General features: G+C 65.6%; 27 protein-coding genes and 1 tRNA gene. 11 read left to right on the plus strand and 17 right to left on the minus strand.

Going from position 1 to position 22,429, the window contains the following annotated elements; translation table 11 throughout:
* Positions 1-10 precede the first annotated feature (10 nt).
* Positions 11-1,276, plus strand: a complete 1,266-nt coding sequence (locus FJ954_RS07745; protein ID WP_140660973.1) for an NAD(P)/FAD-dependent oxidoreductase — start codon at positions 11-13, stop codon at positions 1,274-1,276.
* On the opposite strand, the gene FJ954_RS07750 is transcribed toward FJ954_RS07745, so the two are convergent.
* Positions 1,224-1,961 carry a glutathione S-transferase family protein gene (locus FJ954_RS07750; protein ID WP_140660974.1) on the minus strand — a complete coding sequence of 246 codons (738 nt, stop codon included), beginning with the start codon at positions 1,959-1,961 and terminating at the stop codon, positions 1,224-1,226. The two genes, FJ954_RS07745 and FJ954_RS07750, sit on opposite strands and share 53 nt — an antisense overlap.
* A 100-nt stretch (positions 1,962-2,061) precedes the next feature.
* On the opposite strand from FJ954_RS07750, the gene FJ954_RS07755 reads away from it, so the two are divergent.
* The 3 genes from FJ954_RS07755 (at position 2,062) to ilvC (ending at position 4,368) form a co-directional block, all read left to right on the plus strand.
* Positions 2,062-2,520 carry a MarR family winged helix-turn-helix transcriptional regulator gene (locus tag FJ954_RS07755; RefSeq protein WP_140660975.1) on the plus strand — a complete coding sequence of 153 codons (459 nt, stop codon included), beginning with the start codon at positions 2,062-2,064 and terminating at the stop codon, positions 2,518-2,520.
* A gap of 148 nt (positions 2,521-2,668) precedes the next feature.
* Positions 2,669-3,322, plus strand: a complete 654-nt coding sequence (locus FJ954_RS07760; protein WP_181177773.1) for a TetR/AcrR family transcriptional regulator — start codon at positions 2,669-2,671, stop codon at positions 3,320-3,322.
* A gap of 26 nt (positions 3,323-3,348) precedes the next feature.
* The gene (ilvC, locus tag FJ954_RS07765; protein ID WP_140660977.1) at positions 3,349-4,368 is read left to right on the plus strand and encodes a ketol-acid reductoisomerase; all 1,020 of its coding nucleotides are present in this window, start codon (positions 3,349-3,351) and stop codon (positions 4,366-4,368) included.
* Positions 4,369-4,446: 78 nt separating this feature from the next.
* Here ilvC and FJ954_RS07770 read toward each other — a convergent pair whose 3' ends face one another.
* Positions 4,447-5,028 (minus strand): BA14K family protein, encoded by a 582-nt coding sequence (locus FJ954_RS07770; protein ID WP_015317312.1) that lies wholly within the window; start codon positions 5,026-5,028, stop codon positions 4,447-4,449.
* A 189-nt stretch (positions 5,029-5,217) separates the two neighbouring features.
* Here FJ954_RS07770 and FJ954_RS07775 point away from each other — a divergent pair, with 189 nt between their 5' ends.
* The 4 genes from FJ954_RS07775 (at position 5,218) to FJ954_RS07790 (ending at position 7,810) form a co-directional block, all read left to right on the plus strand.
* Positions 5,218-6,330, plus strand: a complete 1,113-nt coding sequence (locus tag FJ954_RS07775; protein WP_015317313.1) for an endonuclease/exonuclease/phosphatase family protein — start codon at positions 5,218-5,220, stop codon at positions 6,328-6,330.
* A gap of 6 nt (positions 6,331-6,336) precedes the next feature.
* A complete protein-coding gene (locus tag FJ954_RS07780) occupies positions 6,337-7,053 on the plus strand; it encodes a hypothetical protein (RefSeq protein ID WP_140660978.1) in 717 nt (238 codons plus the stop codon).
* A gap of 80 nt (positions 7,054-7,133) precedes the next feature.
* Positions 7,134-7,388 (plus strand): plasmid stabilization protein, encoded by a 255-nt coding sequence (locus tag FJ954_RS07785; protein WP_140615778.1) that lies wholly within the window; start codon positions 7,134-7,136, stop codon positions 7,386-7,388.
* Positions 7,385-7,810 carry a type II toxin-antitoxin system VapC family toxin gene (locus FJ954_RS07790; protein WP_140660979.1) on the plus strand — a complete coding sequence of 142 codons (426 nt, stop codon included), beginning with the start codon at positions 7,385-7,387 and terminating at the stop codon, positions 7,808-7,810. The genes FJ954_RS07785 and FJ954_RS07790 overlap by 4 nt, the downstream gene beginning before the upstream one ends.
* A gap of 60 nt (positions 7,811-7,870) precedes the next feature.
* On the opposite strand, the gene FJ954_RS07795 is transcribed toward FJ954_RS07790, so the two are convergent.
* From FJ954_RS07795 to FJ954_RS07810, 4 genes are all read right to left on the minus strand, one after another.
* Positions 7,871-8,110: a hypothetical protein gene (locus FJ954_RS07795; protein ID WP_140660980.1), complete on the minus strand. Its 240-nt coding sequence runs from the start codon at positions 8,108-8,110 to the stop codon at positions 7,871-7,873.
* A 131-nt stretch (positions 8,111-8,241) separates the two neighbouring features.
* Positions 8,242-9,459 carry an ABC transporter permease gene (locus FJ954_RS07800; RefSeq protein WP_140660981.1) on the minus strand — a complete coding sequence of 406 codons (1,218 nt, stop codon included), beginning with the start codon at positions 9,457-9,459 and terminating at the stop codon, positions 8,242-8,244.
* Entirely contained in the window at positions 9,456-10,163 is a 708-nt protein-coding gene (locus tag FJ954_RS07805) for an ABC transporter ATP-binding protein (protein WP_140660982.1), read from the minus strand. Before FJ954_RS07805 ends, FJ954_RS07800 begins: the two co-directional genes overlap by 4 nt.
* Positions 10,164-10,167: 4 nt before the next feature.
* Positions 10,168-11,454 carry an efflux RND transporter periplasmic adaptor subunit gene (locus tag FJ954_RS07810; protein WP_140660983.1) on the minus strand — a complete coding sequence of 429 codons (1,287 nt, stop codon included), beginning with the start codon at positions 11,452-11,454 and terminating at the stop codon, positions 10,168-10,170.
* 101 nt (positions 11,455-11,555) lie between these two features.
* On the opposite strand from FJ954_RS07810, the gene FJ954_RS07815 reads away from it, so the two are divergent.
* Positions 11,556-12,464 carry a PhzF family phenazine biosynthesis protein gene (locus FJ954_RS07815; RefSeq protein WP_140660984.1) on the plus strand — a complete coding sequence of 303 codons (909 nt, stop codon included), beginning with the start codon at positions 11,556-11,558 and terminating at the stop codon, positions 12,462-12,464.
* 106 nt (positions 12,465-12,570) lie between these two features.
* Positions 12,571-12,646, plus strand: a tRNA-Lys gene (locus FJ954_RS07820).
* A 72-nt stretch (positions 12,647-12,718) separates the two neighbouring features.
* On the opposite strand, the gene FJ954_RS07825 is transcribed toward FJ954_RS07820, so the two are convergent.
* From FJ954_RS07825 to cbiE, 8 genes are all read right to left on the minus strand, one after another.
* Complete coding sequence (locus FJ954_RS07825) at positions 12,719-13,117, minus strand: hypothetical protein (RefSeq protein ID WP_140660985.1); 399 nt, start codon at positions 13,115-13,117, stop codon at positions 12,719-12,721.
* A gap of 90 nt (positions 13,118-13,207) precedes the next feature.
* On the minus strand, positions 13,208-14,218 hold the full coding sequence (gene cobT, locus FJ954_RS07830; RefSeq protein ID WP_140660986.1) for a nicotinate-nucleotide--dimethylbenzimidazole phosphoribosyltransferase: 1,011 nt from the start codon (positions 14,216-14,218) through the stop codon (positions 13,208-13,210).
* 37 nt (positions 14,219-14,255) lie between these two features.
* A complete protein-coding gene (cobS, locus tag FJ954_RS07835; RefSeq protein WP_140660987.1) occupies positions 14,256-15,032 on the minus strand; it encodes an adenosylcobinamide-GDP ribazoletransferase in 777 nt (258 codons plus the stop codon).
* Positions 15,033-15,036: 4 nt separating this feature from the next.
* Positions 15,037-16,350 (minus strand): cobyrinate a,c-diamide synthase, encoded by a 1,314-nt coding sequence (locus FJ954_RS07840; RefSeq protein WP_140660988.1) that lies wholly within the window; start codon positions 16,348-16,350, stop codon positions 15,037-15,039.
* Entirely contained in the window at positions 16,347-17,165 is an 819-nt protein-coding gene (cobA, locus tag FJ954_RS07845; RefSeq protein ID WP_140660989.1) for a uroporphyrinogen-III C-methyltransferase, read from the minus strand. Before cobA ends, FJ954_RS07840 begins: the two co-directional genes overlap by 4 nt.
* On the minus strand, positions 17,162-17,926 hold the full coding sequence (gene cobM / locus FJ954_RS07850) for a precorrin-4 C(11)-methyltransferase (RefSeq protein WP_140660990.1): 765 nt from the start codon (positions 17,924-17,926) through the stop codon (positions 17,162-17,164). Before cobM ends, cobA begins: the two co-directional genes overlap by 4 nt.
* Positions 17,923-18,309 carry a cobalamin biosynthesis protein gene (locus tag FJ954_RS07855; protein ID WP_140660991.1) on the minus strand — a complete coding sequence of 129 codons (387 nt, stop codon included), beginning with the start codon at positions 18,307-18,309 and terminating at the stop codon, positions 17,923-17,925. Before FJ954_RS07855 ends, cobM begins: the two co-directional genes overlap by 4 nt.
* A complete protein-coding gene (gene cbiE / locus FJ954_RS07860) occupies positions 18,306-19,547 on the minus strand; it encodes a precorrin-6y C5,15-methyltransferase (decarboxylating) subunit CbiE (protein ID WP_140660992.1) in 1,242 nt (413 codons plus the stop codon). The genes FJ954_RS07855 and cbiE overlap by 4 nt, the downstream gene beginning before the upstream one ends.
* A gap of 1 nt (position 19,548) precedes the next feature.
* On the opposite strand from cbiE, the gene FJ954_RS07865 reads away from it, so the two are divergent.
* On the plus strand, positions 19,549-20,316 hold the full coding sequence (locus FJ954_RS07865) for a cobalt-precorrin-6A reductase (RefSeq protein ID WP_140660993.1): 768 nt from the start codon (positions 19,549-19,551) through the stop codon (positions 20,314-20,316).
* Here FJ954_RS07865 and FJ954_RS07870 read toward each other — a convergent pair.
* Genes FJ954_RS07870 through FJ954_RS07880 form a run of 3 tightly spaced genes read right to left on the minus strand, consistent with a single transcriptional unit; the run spans position 20,280 to position 22,428 of the window.
* Positions 20,280-21,044 carry a precorrin-3B C(17)-methyltransferase gene (locus FJ954_RS07870; RefSeq protein ID WP_140615799.1) on the minus strand — a complete coding sequence of 255 codons (765 nt, stop codon included), beginning with the start codon at positions 21,042-21,044 and terminating at the stop codon, positions 20,280-20,282. The two genes, FJ954_RS07865 and FJ954_RS07870, sit on opposite strands and share 37 nt — an antisense overlap.
* Positions 21,041-21,799: a precorrin-2 C(20)-methyltransferase gene (locus FJ954_RS07875; protein WP_140660994.1), complete on the minus strand. Its 759-nt coding sequence runs from the start codon at positions 21,797-21,799 to the stop codon at positions 21,041-21,043. Before FJ954_RS07875 ends, FJ954_RS07870 begins: the two co-directional genes overlap by 4 nt.
* Positions 21,796-22,428, minus strand: coding sequence for a precorrin-8X methylmutase (locus FJ954_RS07880; RefSeq protein ID WP_140660995.1), 633 nt, complete (start codon positions 22,426-22,428; stop codon positions 21,796-21,798). The genes FJ954_RS07875 and FJ954_RS07880 overlap by 4 nt, the downstream gene beginning before the upstream one ends.
* Between the last annotated feature and the right edge of the window lies 1 nt (position 22,429).

Raw genomic sequence — 22,429 nt, forward strand, 5'->3', positions numbered from 1 at the left:
GGCTGAAGGATTGTCCCGGCCAGTTCGGCTTGGGGGCAGCGGCATTTCCTACGATATCGCAATCGCCGGCGCTGGTCCGGCCGGGCTCGCCGCGGCGCTCTATCTCAAGCGCGCCGGCCACCGCGTAACCATCTTCGAGCGCTTCGAGGAACCGAGGCCGGTCGGCTCCGGGCTGATCCTGCAGCCGACTGGGCTGACGGTGCTCGCCGATCTCGGCCTGCTCGACGACATCATGGCGCTGGGCAGCAGGATCGACCGGCTGCATGGCGTCGATGCGTCGAGCGGCCGCACCGTGCTCGATGTCCGCTACGATGCCCAGCGCGGCAACCGTTTCGGCCTGGCGGTACACAGGGCCGCCCTGTTCGGCGTACTCTTTCGCGCTGCCCGGCGCGAGGCGATCCCCATCGAGACCGGCGTCGAAATCGAGGCCCTGGAGACCGGCGAGCGGGCGACGCTGATCCGGGGCAACGGCCGAAGGGAAGGGCCGTTCGATCTGATTGTCGACGCCAGCGGCGCGCGCTCGAAGCTGCGGCGGTGCGCCGGCAGTGCCGAAGCGCCACGGCCACTCACCTATGGCGCGTTCTGGGCATCGCTCGACTGGCGCGGCGAGGGCTTTGACGAGCACGCGCTCTTGCAGCGCTACGACAAGGCCAGCGTGATGATCGGCGTGCTGCCGATCGGCCGGCCGGAACCGGGTGCCGAAAGGATGGCGGCCTTCTTCTGGAGCCTGAAACCGGCGGATGCCGATGTAGTCCGCAGCCTCGGCATCGATGCCTGGAAGGAGCGGGTGGTGCGGCTGTGGCCGCAGGCCGAGGCGTTCACCAGCCAGATCGACAGTTTCGACCAGCTCTCGCTGGCCCGCTACGGCCATCACACGATGAAGTTTCCGGTTTGCCGGCGGCTGGCCGTGATCGGCGACGCCGCCCATTCGACCAGCCCGCAGCTTGGCCAGGGCGCCAACATGGCGCTACTCGACGCCGCGGCACTTAGCTATGCGCTGGCGCGAGCGGACGGCGTGGAGACAGCGCTGGAAGTCTATGCGCGAGCGCGTCGCCGGCATGTCAGGGTCTTTCAGGCACTGTCGCTGGCGTTCACGCCCTTCTACCAGTCGGATTCGGTGGCGCTGCCCTTCATCCGCGACAGGCTGGTGGCGACGATCGCCAAGATCCCGCCGGGGCCGCGGTTGCTGGCCTCCATGGTCGCCGGCACGGTGATCGATCCGTTCAGGCGGGCTGGGCTTGCCGAAGCGCGATGGCCGGATCGCCTTGCCGAATGAGGCTCGATAGAAACGATCCCTTCGCCCGCAGGAAGGCATGCAGGCGCTGCGGATAATCCGGCGCCACGGCCTGCCTGATCGACGGACGGTCACTCGACGCACTGCGCCAGGCCTGGACAAGCGGCTTGCCGTCAAGAATGCCGAAATCGCCGATCCGATCGAAGGCGTCCAGGTAGCGGAAGACCGGACCGTAAACGGCATCGACGAGGGAAAAGCGGCTGCCAGCGAACCATGGCCCGCTCCGCCCGGCGCCGCCCGGCAGTTCAGCCTCAACACGGTCGAACATCGCCGACAGCGCGCTGGCTTCGGCGAGGAAGCCGGCCTCGCTCGGCGCTGAATAGAACCGGCCGATGGTGTTGAGGATGGCTGAGCCATACTCGATCCAGGCACGGTGCCGGGCGCGTGCATAGGGGTCGGCGGGATGGAGGGGATTGGCCTGCGTTTCCTCGAGGAATTCGAGGATGACCGCGGATTCGAAGATTATCGTCTCGTCGCCATTTTGCCGTACGCACAGCAATGGCACCTTGCCGAGCGGCGAGATTGCCTTGAACCAGTCCGGTTTGTCGGCAAGGTCGATGTCGATCCGCTCGAAAGGCACGCCTTTCTCGGCCAGCGAGATCGCGGCGCGCTGGACATAGGGGCAGAGCGGATGGCTGACGAGAACGAGGGTGTCGGCGGGTTTCATAGGAATGTGCCTTTCAATGTCGATGCAATTGCATTTATGTAGATGCATGTGCATTGAGCGTCAAGCTTGATGCATCTGCATCTATCGCCTAGGGTGGGCCATGATCGAAAAAGCCAAGCCTTCGCCCGAAGCCATCAAGGCCTGGGCCCGCCTGATGCGGGTTTCGCGCCAACTGATGGAACGGGCCGAAGACGCGCTGAAGGAGGGCGGCCTGCCGCCGCTCGCCTGGTACGATGTGCTGCACGAGCTTGCCGAGGCGGGCGAGGGTGGGTTGCGGCCGTTTCAACTGATCGAACGCACCCTGTTCGCGCAGTACAACATCTCGCGTCTATTGGCTCGGCTCGAGGCCGACGGGCTGGTTGAGAAACTGCCGGTGGCCGATGATGGCCGCGGCCAGACCATCCGCGTCACGCCCAAGGGACGGGAGACGCGCCGCCGCATGTGGGCGATCTATGGCAGGTCGATTGAGGAGTTGGTTGGCGCGAAGCTGTCGTCGGATGAGCTGAGCACGGTCTCGGCGCTGCTGGGCCGCCTGCGTCATCCGCCTACCGCGGACTGAGCACACGGATTGCGCGGCTGCGCGGACATAAGCGGATTTTTTCTCCTTTGCCCTTGCGCCGCTCACCGGATTGCGCAATATGCCGAACCGTAACGTACGGTACGGCAGGTCGAATTCACGCCCTGCCTTGTCCTTCCGAGGGAAGAGCGTGTTGCACAGCGTGCCCGACATCGACAACAGCGAGGCGCTGACGGAGCGGCAGCAGGCCGTCCTGGACGCGGCTTTGCGGCTGCTGGTTGAGGAGGGCGATCATCTGACCATGACCGCCGTGGCGCGTCGCGCGAGCTGCTCGAAGGAAACACTCTACAAATGGTTCGGCGATCGCGACGGACTCTTGACGGCGACCGTGCAGTGGCAGGCCTCGAAAGTGCGGGTGGCTTCGGTCGACGGCAAGGGGCTTGACCTTGCCTCGCTCACGGCGAGCCTGGAGCGCTTTGCCTCCGACTGGTTGAAGGTGATCTCCAGCGATACGTCGATCGCCCTCAATAGGGTGGCGGTCGGCCATGCCGGTTCGGGGAAGGACAATCTCGGCGCCGTCGTGCTGGAGAATGGGCGCTTTGCGCTGGCCAAGCGGCTGAAGCCCGTGCTGGAAGCCGGCCGGCAGGCCGGGCTCCTTGAATTTACGGATGCCGAGACGGCGTTCCGTACCTTTTTCGGGCTGGTTGGCCGGGACGTGCAGATCCGCCTGCTGCTCGGCGACCGGCTGGAATTGACTGAAGCGACGATCGGCGGCGATGCCGTCCGCGCGACGCAGCAGTTTCTCGCTCTTTTCGGAGCAAAAACCGGGCCGCAAGGCCTCTGATCTTCAAAAACGGGAAGGAAGACAAAATGCGTGTCTATTACGATCGTGATGCCGATCTGAACCTGATCAAGGGCAAGAAGGTCGCCATCATTGGCTATGGCAGCCAGGGCAGGGCGCATGCGCTCAACCTCAAGGATTCCGGCGCCAAGGAGATCGCCATCGGTCTCAAGGCCGGCTCGGCGACCGCCAAGAAGGTCGAGGCCGACGGGCTCAAGGTGATGAGCGTCGCCGACGCCGCCAAATGGGCCGATCTGATGATGATGGCGACGCCCGACGAATTGCAGGCCGACATCTACAAGAACGAAATCGCGCCGAACATCCGCGACGGCGCCGCGATCGCTTTCGCGCACGGCCTCAACGTGCATTTCGGCCTCATCGAGCCGAAGTCGACCGTCGACGTCGTCATGATCGCGCCAAAGGGCCCGGGCCACACGGTGCGCGGCGAATACCAGAAGGGCGGCGGCGTGCCGTGCCTGGTCGCCGTCAACCAGGACGCCTCGGGCAACGCGCTCGATCTCGCGCTTTCCTACGCCTGCGGCGTTGGCGGCGGCCGTTCGGGCATCATCGAGACCAATTTCCGCGAGGAATGCGAGACCGACCTGTTCGGCGAGCAGGTCGTGCTGTGCGGCGGCCTGGTCGAACTGATCCGCGCCGGCTTCGAGACGCTGGTGGAAGCCGGCTATGCGCCGGAAATGGCCTATTTCGAGTGCCTTCACGAGGTCAAGCTGATCGTCGACCTGATCTATGAAGGCGGCATCGCCAACATGAACTACTCGATCTCTAACACCGCCGAGTGGGGCGAATATGTCTCGGGTCCGCGCATCATCACCGCCGAGACCAAGGCCGAGATGAAGCGCGTGCTGAAGGACATCCAGACGGGAAAGTTCACCTCGGAATGGATGCAGGAATACCGCGCCGGCATGGCCCGCTTCAAGGGCATCCGCCGCAACAACGACAGCCACCAGATCGAGGAAGTCGGCGCCAAGCTGCGCGCCATGATGCCGTGGATTTCCAAGAACAAGCTGGTCGACAAGGCCAAGAACTGAGGATCCACGCTTCGCGATCAATAACGAAAACGGCGCCACGTGGCGCCGTTTTCATTTCTGGTATCAGCCGCAGGCAGCTCAACTATAGGGCGACCAGCATTGCTGGCGCGGGCCATTATAGGGTTGGAACGTGTTGTCGTAGGCGCGATACGAGCGGTAGCGGTTGTAGCACCATTGCACATGCGCGTTCGACAGGCGGCCGGCGCGATAATAGCGGCGCGGCGCCGGCGCATAGTAATCGTAGTTGTTGTAGTTGTTGTACATGCTGCCGAGGCCGAGCCCCAGGCCGAGACCGAGGACCGCCGCAGCGCCATCATCGTAGTAGCGTCCGCCACGATAATGATGGCGGCCATGGCGCCAGCGCCAGTTGTCGCCGCGGTTCCAGTTGCCACCACCGTTCCAGTGGCGGCCGCTCCAGTTGCCTCCGCCATTCCAATGGCGGCCGTTCCAATTGCTTGACCGGCGCCATCTCCAATCGCCGCCGTTGTTTCCGCCAGCCCAGCCCTCGCGGACCGGGATGACCGTCGGCGCGGCGGTGCTGGCCGGGATCGACACATCCGGCTGCAGAATCGGCGCGGCAGCGGATGGCGCCGTGATGCCGGAGACAATACCGAGCGCTATCAGCCCGGATTTAACAGTGGAAGAAAAGAGCGCGTTCATTGCACTTCTCCAAGAGAACAGGCCCCACGCCTACCCTGGGAATGGGCTTACCGTGGACCTTTGCGTCTGAACGGCGGATGAACGGAAAGGTTCCGTCAACCATGGCGTGAAACCCACCGGGACCAAGGGATCCCTGCTTGTGGTCCTGCGATCTTGTTTTCCGCCGCTCTTGCAGGCAAAGGTCAGCGCATGTCGCTGCGCCTTGCCACCTTCAATGTCGAGAACCTGATGAACAGGTTCGATTTTTCCGGCTTTCGCAACCAGCTCAATGAGGATCGCACGTTGGCGCTCTTCGATATCCAGAGCGAGGCCGAATACAAGATGCTGGAACAGGCGCGCGCCATCGCGCAATCCGACGACACGCGCCAGCTGACGGCGTTGGCGATTGCCGCCGCCCGTGCCGACATCATCTGCATGCAGGAGGTCGACAACATCGAGGCCTTGAAGGCCTTCGAGTACGGCTATCTGTTCAAGATGGTGGGGCAGGGCTACCGCCAGAAATACACCACGTCGGGCAATGATTCGCGCGGCATCGATGTCGCGGTGATGATGCGCAACGAGACCGCGCAGGGACAGCCGATCGAATTCGTGCGCATGACCAGCCACGCCTATGTCACCTACGAGCAGTTCGGGTTGCATACGCCCGAGCTGGCGGCCCTCGGCAACCAGCCCAATGAACGCATCTTCCGGCGCGACTGCCTGGAGGTCGACATCAAGGTGGGCGGCGCGCCGATGACGCTCTATCTCGTGCACTTCAAGTCCATGGGCTCTCCCCGCAACGGGCTCGACGGACGCGAGGCGACGATGCCGGTGCGCATCGCGGAGGCGCAGGCCGTGCGGCGCATCATCGAGGAGCGTTTCGGGGCGGAGCACGCGGCCGACAAGCGCTGGGCGATCTGCGGCGACATGAACGATTACCGCCAGCGGGTGAAGATCGCCGGCGATGAGGTCGACGGCTACCGTTTCGAGGTGGTCGACGAGAACCTGTCCTGCATCAATGTGCTGACGGCGGGCGGCTTCTGTGAAAATGTGGTCGAGCGGCGGCCGGAAATGAACCGCTGGACCTTCTATCACACACGCGGGCCGCAAGAGCGGCATCTGTGCCAGCTCGACTATATCCTGCTGTCGAAGGGGCTGGCGGCGAAGAACGCCACCGCAGTTCCCGACATCATCCGCAATGGCCAGCCCTGGCGCACGATCTTTCCCGCGGGCCAGGAAGTCGAGCGCTTCCCGCGCGCCGGCTGGGACCGGCCCAAGGCTTCGGACCACTGCCCGGTGGCGATCACGCTGGACATGGCCTGAGCCGACATGAATTTTGATCTTCCGCGCAATGTCATCCTGCCGGTCGATGCCATCGATGTCCGTCTCGATCCCGGCCCGCATCCCTTCGCGGTGGAGAATGCCGCGGCGATTGCCGAGAACTGGCGCCGCGAGATCGCTGCCAATCCGGCGCTGTTCGACGGCATTGTGGTGCTGCTTTCCGAGCTTGCCTATCGCGACCGCAGCCTTATCGGCCGCTGCCATGCGGTCAATTACTCGACCTTCATGCTGTGGCGGAAGCGGCGCGAGAATTCCGGCGCCGAACACGCCTATGCCCATGCCGTGCTGGTGGCCGGGGACAACGCTCTGGTGGCGATCCGCATGGGACCGCGAACCGTCAGTGCCGGCTGGGTCTATTTCGCCGCCGGTTCGTTCGAGCCGATCGATTTCCGCGACGGTCTCGTCGATGTCGATTTCAACATGATGCGCGAGGTGCGCGAGGAGACCGGTATCGACCTGTCGGATGCCAGGCGTGGTGTGCGCTGGCACGCTCTGTCGACGGCAAGCGGCACCGTCATCTTCCGCCGCTATCACGTCGACGCGCCCGCCGATGAGATCGCGCGCCAAATCTTGGCCTTCGTCGCCACCGAAGCCGACCCGGAGATCGAGGGGCCGGTGATCATCCGCCATGCCGGCGACCTGCCGGACGGCCTGTCGCCGCACATGAAGCCGCTGATCGAGTGGCATTTCGCGCGCGCAGACTAATATCGGTGCGTACCAGTTGTATCGATAGCAGATTTTCTATATTGATAGCAGTGACATCATTGTAGATTGGAATGATATCGATGAGCGCCGTCACGATCCGCAATTTGCCAGAGGAGACGCTCCGCGCCTTGAAGGTGCGGGCTGCGCATCATGGCCGCAGCACTGAGGCCGAAATGCGTGAGATCCTGGAAACGGCCGTGCGGCCGGCCAATCGGGTCAAGCTCGGTTCGCTGCTCGCCGCCATCGGCCGCGAGGCCGGATTGTCGCAAGAGGATGTCGATACCTTGCAGCAGCTCCGCGACAAAACACCGGGCGAGCCGGTGCGGTTCGAATGATCCTCATCGACACCAGCGTCATGTTTGAGCCATGGAGACCTGCACCCGATCCTCGCGTCATCGCGTGGATCGACGCCCAGGCCGTCGAAACCCTATATCTTTCGGCCGTCACCGTGGCTGAGTTGCGTTTCGGGATCGCGGCCATGCCTTCCGGCAAGCGCCGCACGACCCTGCATGATCGTCTTGAGCAGGACGCGTTGCCGTTGTTTGCAGGCCGCATTCTGCCGTTCGACCTCGACGCGTCGCGCGCCTATGCCGACCTTATGGTACAGGCGCGTGCCGCAGGCAAGGCGATCGGCAACGCCGACGGTTATATCGCGGCGACGGCCGTAGCGCACGGTCTCACTGTCGCCACACGTGACACCGGTCTATTCGCGGCCGCCGGTTTGAACATCGTCAATCCGTGGGAAAGCGCGTCGTAGCCCCGCCTGCCACTGAAACCGTACGTCGGTGCCGCGATCATATCGTGGAGCGGCCAGGCCCTATGATGTCTTGCTTTTGAGTGCCTTGCGGTCGTTGCGCGCGGCGGCGAAGAACAGGATGAAGCCGATACCCAGCAACCCACCCATGGCCATTCCCATCGTCTGGCCAACGACCGCCTGGAAATCGGCGGTGACGCGATCGGGATTGGTCATGCCGTAGCGGGCGAGATACCACCAGATGCCTGCAAGGGCGGCCTCGATGATGATCATCACCAGGATCACGCGCGCCTTCTTGCTCATCAGCTGCTCCTCGACCAGATATGCCTTGGCATAACATCGCCAACACAGTGACGATAGGTTGGGCAAGGCGGAAACGTCGAAGGTTGTGTAAAACCGGCCCGGAGTGCCGGACGCCCTCGCAGCTTGCCCTTTTACTCGTGACGCAAGGCGTCGATCGGATCGAGCCTGGCGCCGCGCAGCGCCGGGAAGAAGCCGAACACCATGCCGATCAGCGCGGAGAAGCCGACGGCAAGCAGAATGACGGCCGGGCTAGGCGCGAAAGGTATGGTCAGCGTCACCGAGGCAAGGCCGGCCAGCGCCAGCCCAATCAGGATGCCGATGATGCCGCCAAGCAGCGACAGCACGGTCGCCTCGACCAGGAACTGGATGAGGATGTGCTTTTCATGCGCGCCGATGGCGAGCCTGATGCCGATCTCGCGCGTGCGTTCGGTGACCGACACCAGCATGATGTTCATGATGCCGATGCCGCCGACCAGCAGGCTGACACCGGCGACCGCGCCCAGCATGCCGGTCATCGTCGTGGTGGCGCTGGCCATGGCGTCGGCGATCTGGGTCATGTCGCGGATGCCGAAATCGCTCTCGCGATCGGGCGTGATGCGGCGCGCATCGCGCAAGATGTCCTCGACGCGCGGCTGCAATTCGGTGGTCGGCGTGCGGTCGTCGGCGGCGATGTAGATGTTGTCGATGTCGCGATTGCCGGCGATGCGGCGCTGATAGGCGGCGAGGGGCATCAGCACGACATTGTCCTGGTCCTGGCCGAAGCCGGTGTAGCCTTTCGGCTCGAGCAGCCCGACGATCCTGCAGGAGGTGCGGTTGACGCGGATGATCTCGCCCTCGGGATCGCCGGCGCCGAAGAATTGCTGGCGCACCGTCTCGCCGATCAGGCACACACCGGTGCCGGAGCGGGTTTCGGAATCGCTGAACGGGCGGCCGGACACCAGTTTCCAGTCGCGTGCGTCGAGATAGGCGCTGTCGGTGCCGGTGACGCCAGAGGTCAGGCTCTCGGTGCCGAAGATGACGCGCACCTGCTTCTGCGCGGCCGGCGAGATGGCGCGGGCGCCGGTGAGATGCGCAACCAGCGCCGCCAGATCCTTTTCCGCCAGCGGCCGCACCGTCTGGTCGAGCCCGCCCGGACCGCCGGGGCCGGCCGGGCGCCCGGCTCGGACGACCAGCAGATTGCTGCCGAGCTTGGAAATGTCGGACTTGACCTTTTGCGTAGTGCCGGAGCCGATGGTCAGCATGGCAATGACGGCGGCAACGCCGATGACGATGCCGAGCAAGGTCAGGAACGAGCGCAGCACGTTGCGGCGGATCGAGCGCAGCGAGAGGCGGACGGTTTCCCAGATCATGCCACCTCTATATTCATGGTGTCGGAGGCGACATGGCCGTCGAGGAAGCGGATGGTACGCTCGGCATATTCGGCGACATCGGCTTCGTGGGTGACCATGGTGACGGTCAGGCCAAGCTCTTTGTTCAGACGCGTCAGCAGCTCCATGATCTCATGCGTGCGTGCGGTGTCGAGATTGCCGGTCGGCTCGTCGGCGACGAGCAGCGTCGGCCTGGTGACGATGGCGCGTGCGATCGCCACGCGCTGCTGCTGGCCGCCGGAGAGTTCGGCCGGCGTGTGATGCTCGCGGCCGACAAGGCCGACCTCGGCCAGCGCCTGCATGGCAAGGTCGCGGCGCTCGCGGGCGGCGACACCGCGATAGATCAGCGGCAATTCCACATTTTCGGCCGCGGTGGTGCGGGCCAAGAGATTGTAGCCCTGGAAGACGAAGCCGACATAGAGGTTGCGCAGCATGGCGCGGCGGTTGCGGTCGAGCCGGCCGGCATCGACGCCCATGAAGGAATAGGTTCCGGCCGTCGGCGTGTCGAGGCAACCGATGATGTTCATCGCCGTCGACTTGCCGGAGCCCGATGGGCCCATGATGGCGACGAATTCACCGCGCCGGATGGCAAGGTCGACTCCGGCCAGCGCATGCACCTTGGCTTCGCCCTGGCCGTAGCTCTTCCAGACCTTGTCGAAGGTGATGAGGGGGGCGCCCGCGGCCACTGCCTCAGCTCCGCGACTGCGAAGCGGTGATGATCTGCGCGCCTTCCTCCAGGCCGGAGGTGATCTCGGTCAGTTCGCCATCGGTCGAACCGATCTTGACGTTGACCGGATGCGGGCGGCCGTTCTCCAGCACATAGAGCGTGCGGGAACCATCGGTCGGGGCCTTCGCAACCGGGCGCTGGCGATTGCCGCGGCCCATGCGGCCGGTGAACAGGTCGCTCAGGCTCCAGCCGCGCGCCGCTTGCTGCGCCGGGCGATAGCGGAAAGCGGACGAGGGCACGGTGAGCACGCCCTTGGCTTCCCTCGTGACCACAGAAACGGTGGCGGTCATGCCGGGCCGCAGCAGCAACTCGTTGTTGTCGACTTCGAGCCGCGCATTGTAGGTGACGACGCCGTCCGTCGTGACCGAGGCATAGGAGATGTCGCGGATTTTGGCATCGAACGGCCGCTCCGGGAAAGCGTCGACGGTGAAACGGGCATGCTGGCCCGACTTGACCGCGCCGATATCGGCTTCGTCGACCGCCGCCACCAGTTCCATGTTCCTCAAATCGGCGGCGATGATGAACAGCACCGGCGCCTGCAGCGAGGAAGCGACCGTCTGGCCGGGGTCGACCGAACGCGTCAGCACGATGCCGTCGATCGGCGCGTAGATGGTGCTGTTGGCAAGGTCGGTCTGCTGCGACTTGAGATCGGCATTGGCGATGGCGAGATTGGCCTCGGCGCTATCGAGTGCCGCCTTGGAACGGTCGCGCGTCGCCGTCGCCGCCTCGAGCGACTGGTCGGTTGCCATGCCACGCTTGGTCAGGGCCGCGGCGCGGACAAGCGCACTCTCGTTCTCGGCGAGCGTCACCCTGGCGTCCTCCACATTGGCGGCCGCTCCCTTAGCGGACGCTTCGGCGCGTTCGATCTGGACCTGCAGCTTGGCGGTGTCGAGGGCCGCCAGCACGTCGCCCTTCTTCACCTGCTGGTTCTCGTTGACCGCGACCGAGCGTATGATGCCTGAGAGCTGGCTTGATATGTCGACCTGGGTGAGCGGCTGCAGCGTGCCTGTCGCCGACACCTGGACTGTGAGGTCGGCCTTGGCGGCCGGCACCGTGGTGTAGTCAATCCTGGTCGGCGTGCCCGCATACCATTGATAGAGGCCAAGGCCGGCGGCAAGCACGATGAGGGTCAGCAACGCATAGAGCCAGCCACGCCGGCGCGTCCTGCGCCGACCGGTCTGGTCGAGCCCAAGCGCCGTCTCGATGGCGGAATCCGATTCCGTCTTTGGCAGATTGACAATCTGGTCCACGTCGGACCCCTATGATGCGTAATGTCCCTGTCTGTGCACAGATCAGGCTTACCGGTTCGAATATCAAATTAAATTTCGCCCATGTTGGGATTGAGGCAGGGATGCAAACCCGGAATTACTTGCTTTACGATGTGTTTACGACCGAGCGACTGGCTGGCAACCCGCTGGCGGTGGTGTTGGATTGCAAAGGTCTGGACACGGCCGCGATGCAGGCCATCGCGCGCGAGTTCAACCTGTCCGAATCGGTTTTCGTGTTGCCGCCGGACAATCCCAAGCACCGCAACCGCATCCGCATCTTCACGCCCGATTATGAAATGCCATTCGCCGGCCATCCGACGGTGGGCTCGGCCATCGCGTTGGCCGAACTGGCGGGCGAGGGCGGCGCCGGCATCTTCGTGCTTGAAGAGAACATCGGCCCGGTGCGTTGCGCGGTCAGCACGCATGACGGCGCCACCTTCGCCGAGTTCGACCTGGCGAAATTGCCGGAGCCGCTGAAGCTGGAGGCCGATCCGGAGGCGATCGGCGCTGCCCTTGGCCTGGCGCCGCACGAGATCGGCTTCGAGAATCACCGCATCGCCTTCTGGTCGGCCGGCGTGCCCTATGTGACCATTCCTGTCGCCAATCTCGAAGCGGCGGGCCGCATCCGGCTGGACAACCAGGCATGGTCGGAACTGGCGCCGCGCAAGAGCGAATGGGCCTTCGCCAGCCCGTACGTCTATTGCCGCGAAACGGTGAACCACGAAAGCGCTTTCCATGTCCGCATGATCGTTCCCGGCACGCCTTCCTATGAGGACCCGGCGACCGGTTCGGCAGCGGCGGCCTTCGCCGGCGCCATCATGCATTTCGACGGTCCGACGGACGGGGTTTCGCAGCTATGGATCGAACAGGGACTGGAGATGGGCCGGCCGTCGCGCATCCGCCTCGAACTGACCGTGCAAGGCGGAAAACTGGCGTCCGCGCGCATTGGCGGGCATGCGATCAAGGTGGCGGAAGGCAAGCTTTTCGCCTGATTGGAGAGAGCCCCGGTCGATTTGTCGGGAAATGATTCCAGCAGGGCTGGACAGGACCGGTATCGGCGGCTATATGCCCGCCAACGCCGGTTTTTGCCGGCCGAGTGGGTGCGTAGCTCAGTTGGTAGAGCAGCTGACTCTTAATCAGCGGGTCCACAGTTCAATCCTGTGCGCACCCACCAAATTCCTAGAAGACTTGGTGGAAAGACCTAGAGACGAGACGCGTTTGGCGCGTCTCGTACCGCAATGGCCGTTCACTGCGCCGGTTTGCCAATACTGGCCTTGAACTTGACCTTCATGGCGATCTGCCCGGTCACCGTCATCTGCGATCCCGCAGCGCCTCCCATGCTGCGATCCCTGGCGTTGACGTTCGTGGTCACGCTGGTTACCTCGCACGTGTCGGCGACGGTATCGAGCACCATGGCGCAACTGGGGGCAGCGACCTTGTAGAACGAACGCAGCGCGGCTTGCTGCTGTGTGGCGACATCCTCTTCGTCCTTGACCGGAAGGGTCATGGTCAGGCTGGACTGGACCTTGGCCAGCCCATCGTCGCCCGCGTGCCGGAAGCGGCCGTTCTCATCGACATACTGCGAAAAAGCTGGCGCAGCAGTGCCGAAAAGCAGTGCAATGACAATTATCGCCTTCAAATACATCGCCTGATCTCCACATGAGATCTACTGATCTCACGTAACAATCAAAACGACGTTATTATTTTGGCTCAATCACGTTAAAAGTTTGACGGATTACTTCTCCGAAACCCCAGCCTCGGCAAAGCTTGCCATCCCTGCATGGCATTCCAGCGCCGAGCGCACGATGTTGACGGCGAGGCATGCGCCGGAGCCTTCGCCGAGCCGCATGCCGAGATCGAGCAGCGGCGGCATTGCGAGCGCTTCGAGCAGGCCGCGGTGACCCGATTCGGCTGAGACATGGGCGGCGATCGTATGGGCAAGGCCGGTCGGGTGCAGCTTCGCCAGCGGCGCGGCGGCGGCGGTGCAGACGAAGCCGTCGAGCAGCACGGGTACGCCGAGATGACGGGCGGCTACCGTGGCGCCGAAGATGGCGGCGAGTTCGCGCCCCCCGAGCGTGGCTGCGACCCCCAACGGGTCTGCAAGGGCCGCGGCGTGGCGCTTCAGGCCGGCTTCGATGGCGACCACCTTGCGCTTCAGGCCGGCATCGTCGACGCCAGTGCCGCGCCCGGTCCATTTTTCGGCGCCGCCGCCGAACAAGGCAGCCGAAATGGCGGCGGCGGGCGTCGTGTTGCCGATGCCCATTTCGCCAAAGCAGACCAGGTCGAGGTCTTTCGTCACGGCGTCATAGCCGGCCGAAACAGCGGCGAGGAAGGCCTTCTCATCCATTGCCGGCACTTGCGTGAAGTCACCGGTGGGATGGTCGAGATCGAGCGGGATGACGTCGAGTTCCGCGCCGGCGATGCGGGCGAGCTGGTTGATGGCGGCACCGCCGCCGGCAAAATTCGCCACCATCTGCACGGTGACTTCGGAGGGGTAGGCCGACACGCCCTGCGCGGTGACGCCGTGGTTGCCGGCGAAGACGAAGACTTTCACGCGGTCGAGCCTTGGCATGTCGCGGCCTTGCCAGCGCGCCAGCCAGGCGGCGATCGCTTCGAGTTTGCCGAGGCTGCCTTGCGGCTTGGTCAGCGTGTCCTGGCGGCGGGCGACGGCACTGGCGGCCACCTCGCTGCCGGCAGGCAGGTCGAGGCAGGCGGCGCGCAGTTCAGCGAGGGATTTGAAGGACATGGGGGCAACGTCTCCGGAAGGGAATCAGGTCAAGGGGTCAGGAAAGGGCGACGGAAGCGACGAGAAGCACCGCGATTTCGCTCAACTGCTGCAAGGCGCCAACCGTGTCGCCGGTCTGGCCCTCGATCTGGTTGAGGCAAAGGGCGTGGAAGGCGGCAAAGAACAGGCCGAGCAGGATGAGCGCGGCAATGGCGCCGCCAAGCCCGAGCAGGAGCAGTGGTATCGCGCCGAGCACGGCTCCGGCTATTGCAGTTTCGAGCGAAACGGTGCCGGCGCCAGCCGACAGGCCGTCGGACCGCGCCGGTGGCAAGAGATGCATGAAGGCGCCGAGCACGCCACGCGAGGCTGCGTGCGCCGCCACGAGCGCAAACAGAGCCTGTGTGGGTTCCACCACTTGCGACAGCGCGCTCCAGCGGATCAGCAGCGACAGCGCCAGCGCCATGGCGCCATAAGCGCCGATGCGGCTGTCGCGCATGATCTCGAGCTTGCGGCCGCGCGACTTGCCGCCGCCGAAGCCGTCGGCAACGTCCGACAATCCATCCTCGTGCAGGCACCCCGTGGTAACCACGGTTGCAACAAGGGCAAGGGCAGCCGCCGGCCCAATGGCAAGGCCAAAGCGTTCCGCCGTGGCAAAAACGATGGCGCCGATCAGGCCGACGACAAGGCCGGCAATGGGGGCGGCCCAGATCGCGGCGGCGAGGTTGCGGCCGCGAAAATCAAACACGGGCAGCGGCAGGCGGGTGAAGAAGAGCAGGCAAAGCGCGATGTCGTCGAGGACTTGCCGGGGCGACAGGGTGATTTTCGGGAGCTTCATGACCCTAGCTCCTCGCAATCGCATGAAAGAAGGTGCCGCTGACATGGCCGCGCCGGTAGCCTGAGGCGCCGAGCGGATTGCCCTGGCCATCGGCAAGGTCAGCCAGCGGCTCGTCATTGCCGGTGGCCGTCATCTGCGCATAGTGGAATTCGTGACCCCGGATCAGCGCGCCCTGCGAACCCAGCGGGCAATCGGCACGCAGCCGAGCCTCGCGGTAGCCAAGATTCATCTTGCGCCTGGCGAAGCTGGTGGAATGGCCGAGCAGGCCGAGCATGCGATGCGTTTCGCCTGATGCATCCTCCATCGCTTCACCAAGCACCATGAAGCCACCGCATTCGCCATGGATCGGCTTTGTCGTGGCGAAACGTGCCATCCCCGCATGGAAATTCACGGCGGCCGCGAGTTTGCCGGCATGAAGCTCGGGATAGCCGCCGGGCAGCCAGCAGACGTCGCAATCCTCATCGGGCGCTTCGTCGGCGAGCGGCGAGAACGGGACGATTTCCGCGCCGGCCTTGCGCCAATAGGCGGCGACGTGCGGGTAGAGGAAGGTGAAGGCGGCGTCCTCGGCCAGCGCGATGCGTTGGCCGGGCGGCCGCAGCGCGTCGGCGAAGTCGCCGACCGCGGGGACGAGAGGTGTTGCCAGCGCCATGACCGCGTCGAGGTCGAGCGACTTCTCCGCCGTGTCGGCGAGCCGGTCGAGATGCGCCATCAGGTCGTCATATTCGCCGGCCTGGACGAGGCCGAGATGGCGCTCGGGCAAATTGAGCGAGGGGTCGCGCAAAATAGCGCCGACGACGGGCAGGCCGATCGCCTCGATGGCGTCGCCGGACAGCTTCCGATGGCGCTCGCTGCCCAGCCGGTTGAGCACGACGCCGGCCATGCGCACATCCGGGTCGTACGTGGCAAAACCCTTGGCGACGGCCGCCGCCGTCGTCGACTGGCCTGACACGTCGAGCACCAGCAGCACCGGCAGACCGTAGAGCCGGGCCAGATCGGCAGCCGAACCGGTGCGGCCAGGCGAGGCCGGGATGCCGTCGAACAGGCCCATGGCGCTTTCGAGGATGACGAAATCGGTGTCGTCGGCCGCTTGTGCGGCGAGCGCATTGAGCAGCGGCGGCGACATCGCCCAGCTGTCGAGATTGACGCCGGACAGGCCGGTGGCGGCGGTGTGGAAGCCGGGATCGATGTAATCGGGGCCGGATTTGGCGCCGCGCACTTTCAGGCCACGCCGGGTGAGTGCGCGCAGGATGCCGATGGTGACGCTGGTCTTGCCCGAACCAGAGCGCGGCGCGCCGATGATGATCGCCCGGGCCGTCATGCCCCGCCCGCCAGTGCCGCGCGCATGGCGACGATGCCGCCGACGACGATCAATGCCGGCGAGGCGAGCCCGGCCGCCGCCGCTGCCTCGGCAATGGTGGCGAGCGTGGCGACGACGGTCCTTTCCCGCGGCGTCGTCGCGGCGACGATCACGGCCGCCGGTGTCGATGGCGCCAGTCCGCCGTCGAGCAGGGCGGCTGCTATCAGAGGCAGATTGGCCATGCCCATATAGACGACGACCGGCTGGCCGGTGCGGGCGATCGCCGCCCAGTCGAGATCGTCATCGGTGCCGGCGGCGTGGCCGGTCGCCAGAATGACAGCCTTGTTGATGCCGCGCATGGTGGCGGGAATGCCGGTGGCGGCGAGCGCGCTGAGACCCGAGGTCAGGCCGGGCAGCACCCGGAAAGGGATGTTTTGACGCGCCAGCGCCAGCGCCTCTTCGCCGCCACGGCCGAAAATATAGGGATCGCCGCCCTTCAGCCTGATGACGCGGCGGCCTTCGCGCGCCAGTCGAACCAGCAGAGCGGTGATGTCATCCTGCTTCATCGAGGGCTTGCCGCCGCGTTTTCCCGCAAAGAAAAGCTCGGCATTTCCGGCAACAGCAACCACATCGGGCGAAACCAGCGCGTCGTAGACCAGCGCATCCGCCTCGGCCAGTGCCGCCAGCACCTCCAGCGTCAGGCAGCCGGGATCGCCGGGACCGGCGCCGGCGAGCCAGACATGCCCCGGCTCAAGCGGACGCGGCTTGAAGTTCAGCCGCGCGAGCGCCTGTTCGAGTGTGGCGTTTTCGCGGTTATTTCCAGTGCTGGCGCTCACAATCCGTCCCGTCCGCGAAAACGCCGCTGGTAGTGGGCGTCGTACAATGAACTCTCGCCGAAATCTTGTGCCGCCAGCGAGCGGCCGACGAAGATGATGGCCGTGCGCTCCATCGGATCGGCCGCCAGTTGTGCCTCGATGGATTCCAGCGTGCCGGTCATCACGCGCTGGTCCGGCCAGGAGGCGCGGAAGACGATCGCCACCGGGCAATCGCCGCCATAGTGCGGCGTCAGCTCGGCGACGACACGGTCGATGGCGTGGATGGCAAGGTGGATGGCCAGCGTGGCGCCGGTGCGGCCGAAGCCGGCCAGGGTTTCGCCCGGCGGCATTTTCGACGCACGTCCGGAAACGCGGGTCAGCACCAGGCTTTGCGCGACTTCGGGGATGGTCAGCTCGCGGCGAAGTGCGGCGGCGGCGGCCGCGAAGGAAGGGACACCCGGCGTCAGCGTGTAGGGGATGTTATGCTTTTCCAACCGGCGGATCTGCTCGGCGACGGCACTCCACACCGACAGGTCGCCGGAATGCAGGCGGGCAACATCATGACCGGCCATGTGGGCGGCCACATATTCAGCCTCGATCTCGTCGAGCGACATCGGCGCGGTGTCGATCAGCTTCGTTCCCGGCGCGCAATGTTGCAGCAGTTCCGGCGCGACGATGGAGCCGGCGTGGAGGCAGACCGGGCAACTCGCCAGGAGCCTTGCGCCACGCAGCGTGATGAGGTCCGCCGCACCTGGGCCGGCGCCGATGAAATGGACGGTCATGGCGCGTCTCCGCTGATGGCGATGGCGCAGGTGACCGGACCGAGCACGGTGCGGGACCCAAGCAGCGTCGCGCCTTTGCCGGCGACGGCAAGGGCGGAGGCTTCCGAGACCGATGACGTGCCCGCCAGCTCCCGCGAGAGGCTGGAGCTGCTGAGCGTCCCCGGCGAGGCGGCCTGAAGGGCTGCGTCGTCGACGATAATGACGGGAAGGTTCAGCTTGCGACCGGCGGCGGCGATGGCGTCTTCATCCTTCTTGAGCGCCGCGGTGGCCAGTGCCGAAAGAGCTGTCATCGCGAGGCCATGCGTTTCGAGTGCGGTTTCTATGGCCGCGAGCACGTCCTCGACGGTGACGCCCCTTCGGCTGCCGATGCCCGCGACCATCATGGCTTCACCCAGCTCCATTGCGTGACGGGCATGGCCGGCCGCCATGCCTGCATGGAGCCGACCGGCGAAGCGCGGGAGATGCCGATGCGGGTGAGGTCGCCGCCGCGCTTTGTGTGCTGGGCGAGGAGCAGGGCTTCCATTTCCAACGTCACCGCGTTGGCGACAAGACGGCCGCCGGCGCGCAAGGCTCTGATGGCGGCATTCATGACGCCGGCGTCGCTGCCGCCGCCGCCGATGAAGATGGCATCAGGTGTCTCCAGTCTGGCCAGGGCCTTGGGCGCGCTGCCTTCCACAATGACGAGGCCGGGAACGCCGCAGGCGACGGCGTTATGGGCGATGCGGGCGGCGCGGGACGGGTCGACCTCGATGGCGATGGCGCACAGCGAAGGGTGGGCGAGCATCCATTCGATGCCGATCGAGCCCGAGCCGGCGCCGACATCCCACAGCAATTCGCCCCGCCTCGGCGCCAGCGCCGACAGGGTGATAGCGCGGATTTCGCGCTTGGTGATCTGGCCGTCATGCTCAAACAGATGGTCGGCGAGGCCTGCCGTGAGCGACAGCACGCGCGCCTGCGGGGCCGAATCAATTTCGATGGCCAGGACATTGAGCGGATTGATGTTTTCGAGGTCGAAGGCATCGGCGCGAACCGAGCGCAATGTCTCCTCCGGCCCGCCCAGCGCTTCCAGCACCGTCAGCCGCGAAGTGCCGAAGTCGAGTTCGGCGAGCAGGCGGGCAACCGCCGCCGGAGCGAAGCCATCGGATGTCAGCGCCAGGATGCGGGCGTTGGGCTGCAGCAGTGGGCGGATCAGGTCGATCGGGTGGCCGTGCAGTGAGACGGTCTCGATATCCTGTAGCGCCCAGCCAAGCCGCGCCGCGGCCAGCGACAACGCCGACGGCGCTGGTATGACGTGCATCTCGCGCGGCTTGACCTTGCGGGCGAGGGTGGCGCCGACCCCGTGGAAGAACGGGTCGCCGGAGGCGAGCACGCAGACGTTCCTACCGGCAAGCGCCAGGACGTCGGCCATCCCGGCATCGAAAGGAACCGGCCAGGGACGCGGCTTGCCCTTGGCGAAGGAAGCGACGAGCGCCAGGTGCCGCTTGCCGCCGAAGATGAACTCCGCCTCGGCGATCCGCCGCTTGGCCTCGTCGCCGAGACCCGCTAAACCGTCCTCACCGATGCCGATGATTGTGAGCCATCTCGGGTTGGGCTTGGCGGCGCGCGGACCCTCAGCAGGCATGATGACCCACCGCATTCTGATCCTTGGCGGCACCACCGAAGCCCGGCAACTGGCCGGAAGACTGGCGGCGCGCGCCCATTGCTCGGTCACGCTGTCGCTGGCCGGCCGTACGGAAAACCCCGTCGCGCAGGGCGTACCCGTGCGAAGTGGAGGGTTCGGCGGTGCCGACGGTTTGGTCGCTTATCTCAGGGAGACAGGCACTGGTCTGCTGATCGACGCCACGCATCCCTACGCGGCGCGTATCTCCGTCAATGCCGCGCAAGCGGCACGCGCCACTGGCGTGCCGATCCTTGCCTTGCGGCGTCCGGGCTGGGATGTCGTCCAGGGCGACCGCTGGCTTGAGGTGGACAGCGTTGCCGGGGCGGCACGGGCGCTTGGACCGGCGCCACGCCGTGTATTTCTGGCGCTTGGCCGGCAGGAGGTCACCGCCTTCGAGGCCGCACCCCAGCACCACTACCTCATCCGCAGTGTCGATCCGGTCGAGCCGAAGCTGGTTGTGCCCGATGCCGACTATCTGCTGGCGCGCGGGCCGTTTGGCGAGACCGACGAGCGCGTGCTGCTCGAAAAGCATCGCATCGATGTCGTGGTGTCGAAGAACAGCGGCGGCACGGCGACATACGGGAAGATTGCCGCGGCGCGAACGCTCGGCATCGAGGTGATCATGGTGCGCAGGCCCGTCCTGCCGGATGTGCCCTCGGCTGAAACAGTCGAAGCGCTGGCCGCGATGGTCCGTCATTTCGTCGAGCCCGATGCCGAGCGCGGCGTGTAGACCAGCGCCGGCTTTTCGCCGCGCCTGATGATCCGGGTCTCCGGCGAGCCGATGATGATGCAGGTCGCCATGTCGGCCTTTTCTGCGTCGACATCGGCCAGCAGATAGACCTCGATGCGCTCGTCGGGCCGGCCGGCGGCGCGGCCGAAGATCACCGGCGTCGTGCCGGGCAGGATGGCGGCCAGGCATTCGAAGGCGCGGCCAAGCTGCCAGGGACGCGCCTTGCTGATCGGATTGTAGAGCGCAATGACGAAGCCGGCGCCGGCCGCCGCCAGAAGACGCAGTTCGATCAGATCCCAAGGCTTCAGATTGTCGGACAGCGAGATAGCGCAGAAGTCGTGGCCAAGCGGCGCGCCGATGCGGGCGGCGACCGCGAGCATGGCGGTGACGCCGGGCACGACAGCGACATCGACCGCGCGCCATTCGGCCGGACCGGCCTCGATGGCCTCGCAGACCGCTGCGGCCATGGCGAAGACGCCGGGATCGCCGCCCGACACCACGGCGACGTCGTGACCCTCGGCGGCCTTGGTCAAGGCATCCTTGGAGCGGGCGAGTTCCTCGCGGTTGTCTGAAGCGACACGGGTCTGGTCCGGGCGCAGGTCGAGCCGGTCGAGATATGGCTTGTAGCCGTAGAAGAATTTTGCCTCGACGATAGCGCGGCTGGCTTGCGGCGTGACCTGGTCGGCATTGCCGGGCCCAAGGCCGATGACGGTGAGACGGCCGCTCATATCTGGGCTCCAGCCGCGCCCGGTCGACCGGACCAGCCGGCAACCAGCACGATGGCGAAGTAGGGCGCCTTGTCGTCCGGCTTGTCGGCAAGTTTCATCGAGACGCTCCCGGCCATCGTGCCGCGCTCGACATAGACGGCGCGCGTCAGCCTGCCGGTCGCCTCAAGCGCGCGCCTGATCTTGGGCAGGTTGCGGCCGACCTTCATGATGACGGCGGCGTCGGTGTCGGCGAGGCGGCGCGTCAGCTCGAACTCGCTCATCGTGCCGGGCAGCACGGTCAGCACGTCGTCGCCCTGGACGATCGGCACACCGGTCTGCGACCAGCAACCGGACATTGCGGTGACGCCGGGGATGACCTCGGTGGGGAAACGATGGGCAAGGCGGACATGCAGATGCATGTAGGACCCGTAGAACAGGGGATCGCCTTCGGACAGCACGGCAACCACCCTGCCGGCGTCGAGGTGCTCGGCGACCTGTTCCGCCGACTCCTCGTAGAAACCCGTGATCTGCGACCGGTAATCGTCGTGGTCCTTCTCGATCTCGGTGGTCACGGGATAGAGCAGCGGCAGTTCCAGCATGTCGGGCCGGAAGCGCGCCTCGACGATGGCGCGCGCATTGCTGTTGTTGCCGCGTTTGGCGAAATACGCCACGACATCGGCCTCGGCCAGCACCCGCGCGGCCTTCAGCGTCAACAATTCTGGGTCGCCGGGACCGGTGCCGACACCAACGAGACGGCCTTTGGGGAGCGCGTTCACAGACCCGGGCTCGCCAGTGAATTGAGCGCGGCGGCGGTCATGGCGCTGCCGCCAAGCCTGCCGCGCACGATGGCATAGGGCACGCCATAGGAATTCTCGGCCAGTGCGTCCTTGGATTCGGCAGCGCCGACGAAGCCGACCGGCATGCCTATGATGGCTGCCGGCTTGGGCGCGCCATCGCGCAACTTCTCCAGGAGATAAAAGAGCGCGGTCGGTGCGTTGCCGATGGCGACCACCGAACCGGCGATGCGCTCGCCCCAGAGGTCGATGGCGGCCGCCGAGCGGGTATTGCCGATCTGCCTCGCGATGTCGTGCGTGCGCGGGTCGCGCAAGGTGCAGATCACCTCATTGCCGGTCGGCAGCCGGGCGCGGGTGACGCCATGCGAGACCATTTCGGCGTCGCAGAAGATCGGCGCGCCGGCCGCCAGAGCTTTGCGCGCGGCGCTGACGAAATCGGGGGAGAAAACGAAATGACTTGCCGCCTCGACCTGGCCGCAGGCATGGATCATGCGGATGGCGACATCGGCCTCGGCCTCGGAAAAGCGCGAGAGATCGGCCTCGGCGCGGATGATGGCGAAGGAGCGCTCGTAGATCGCCGTGCCGTCGTGGATATAGTCGTAGGCGGCCATG

The sequence above is a fragment of the Mesorhizobium sp. B2-3-15 genome, assembly GCF_006442875.1.
GTDB lineage: Bacteria > Pseudomonadota > Alphaproteobacteria > Rhizobiales > Rhizobiaceae > Mesorhizobium > Mesorhizobium australicum.

Excerpts from the sequence above, each read along its gene's own strand:
- FJ954_RS07750 (WP_140660974.1), bottom strand. The coding sequence starts at position 1,961 with ATGAAACCCGCCGACACCCTCGTTCTCGTCAGCCATCCGCTCTGCCCC.
- FJ954_RS07770 (WP_015317312.1), bottom strand. The coding sequence starts at position 5,028 with ATGAACGCGCTCTTTTCTTCCACTGTTAAATCCGGGCTGATAGCGCTC.
- FJ954_RS07880 (WP_140660995.1), bottom strand. The coding sequence starts at position 22,428 with ATGGCCGCCTACGACTATATCCACGACGGCACGGCGATCTACGAGCGC.
- FJ954_RS07795 (WP_140660980.1), bottom strand. The coding sequence starts at position 8,110 with ATGAGCAAGAAGGCGCGCGTGATCCTGGTGATGATCATCATCGAGGCC.
- FJ954_RS07775 (WP_015317313.1), top strand. The coding sequence starts at position 5,218 with ATGTCGCTGCGCCTTGCCACCTTCAATGTCGAGAACCTGATGAACAGG.
- FJ954_RS07780 (WP_140660978.1), top strand. The coding sequence starts at position 6,337 with ATGAATTTTGATCTTCCGCGCAATGTCATCCTGCCGGTCGATGCCATC.
- FJ954_RS07755 (WP_140660975.1), top strand. The coding sequence starts at position 2,062 with ATGATCGAAAAAGCCAAGCCTTCGCCCGAAGCCATCAAGGCCTGGGCC.
- FJ954_RS07825 (WP_140660985.1), bottom strand. The coding sequence starts at position 13,117 with ATGTATTTGAAGGCGATAATTGTCATTGCACTGCTTTTCGGCACTGCT.
- FJ954_RS07790 (WP_140660979.1), top strand. The coding sequence starts at position 7,385 with ATGATCCTCATCGACACCAGCGTCATGTTTGAGCCATGGAGACCTGCA.
- FJ954_RS07840 (WP_140660988.1), bottom strand. The coding sequence starts at position 16,350 with ATGACGGCCCGGGCGATCATCATCGGCGCGCCGCGCTCTGGTTCGGGC.
- cobT (WP_140660986.1), bottom strand. The coding sequence starts at position 14,218 with ATGTCCTTCAAATCCCTCGCTGAACTGCGCGCCGCCTGCCTCGACCTG.
- FJ954_RS07800 (WP_140660981.1), bottom strand. The coding sequence starts at position 9,459 with ATGATCTGGGAAACCGTCCGCCTCTCGCTGCGCTCGATCCGCCGCAAC.
- cobM (WP_140660990.1), bottom strand. The coding sequence starts at position 17,926 with ATGACCGTCCATTTCATCGGCGCCGGCCCAGGTGCGGCGGACCTCATC.
- FJ954_RS07855 (WP_140660991.1), bottom strand. The coding sequence starts at position 18,309 with ATGATGGTCGCGGGCATCGGCAGCCGAAGGGGCGTCACCGTCGAGGAC.
- FJ954_RS07815 (WP_140660984.1), top strand. The coding sequence starts at position 11,556 with ATGCAAACCCGGAATTACTTGCTTTACGATGTGTTTACGACCGAGCGA.
- ilvC (WP_140660977.1), top strand. The coding sequence starts at position 3,349 with ATGCGTGTCTATTACGATCGTGATGCCGATCTGAACCTGATCAAGGGC.
- cobS (WP_140660987.1), bottom strand. The coding sequence starts at position 15,032 with ATGAAGCTCCCGAAAATCACCCTGTCGCCCCGGCAAGTCCTCGACGAC.
- cbiE (WP_140660992.1), bottom strand. The coding sequence starts at position 19,547 with ATGCCTGCTGAGGGTCCGCGCGCCGCCAAGCCCAACCCGAGATGGCTC.
- FJ954_RS07870 (WP_140615799.1), bottom strand. The coding sequence starts at position 21,044 with ATGAGCGGCCGTCTCACCGTCATCGGCCTTGGGCCCGGCAATGCCGAC.
- FJ954_RS07865 (WP_140660993.1), top strand. The coding sequence starts at position 19,549 with ATGACCCACCGCATTCTGATCCTTGGCGGCACCACCGAAGCCCGGCAA.
- FJ954_RS07785 (WP_140615778.1), top strand. The coding sequence starts at position 7,134 with ATGAGCGCCGTCACGATCCGCAATTTGCCAGAGGAGACGCTCCGCGCC.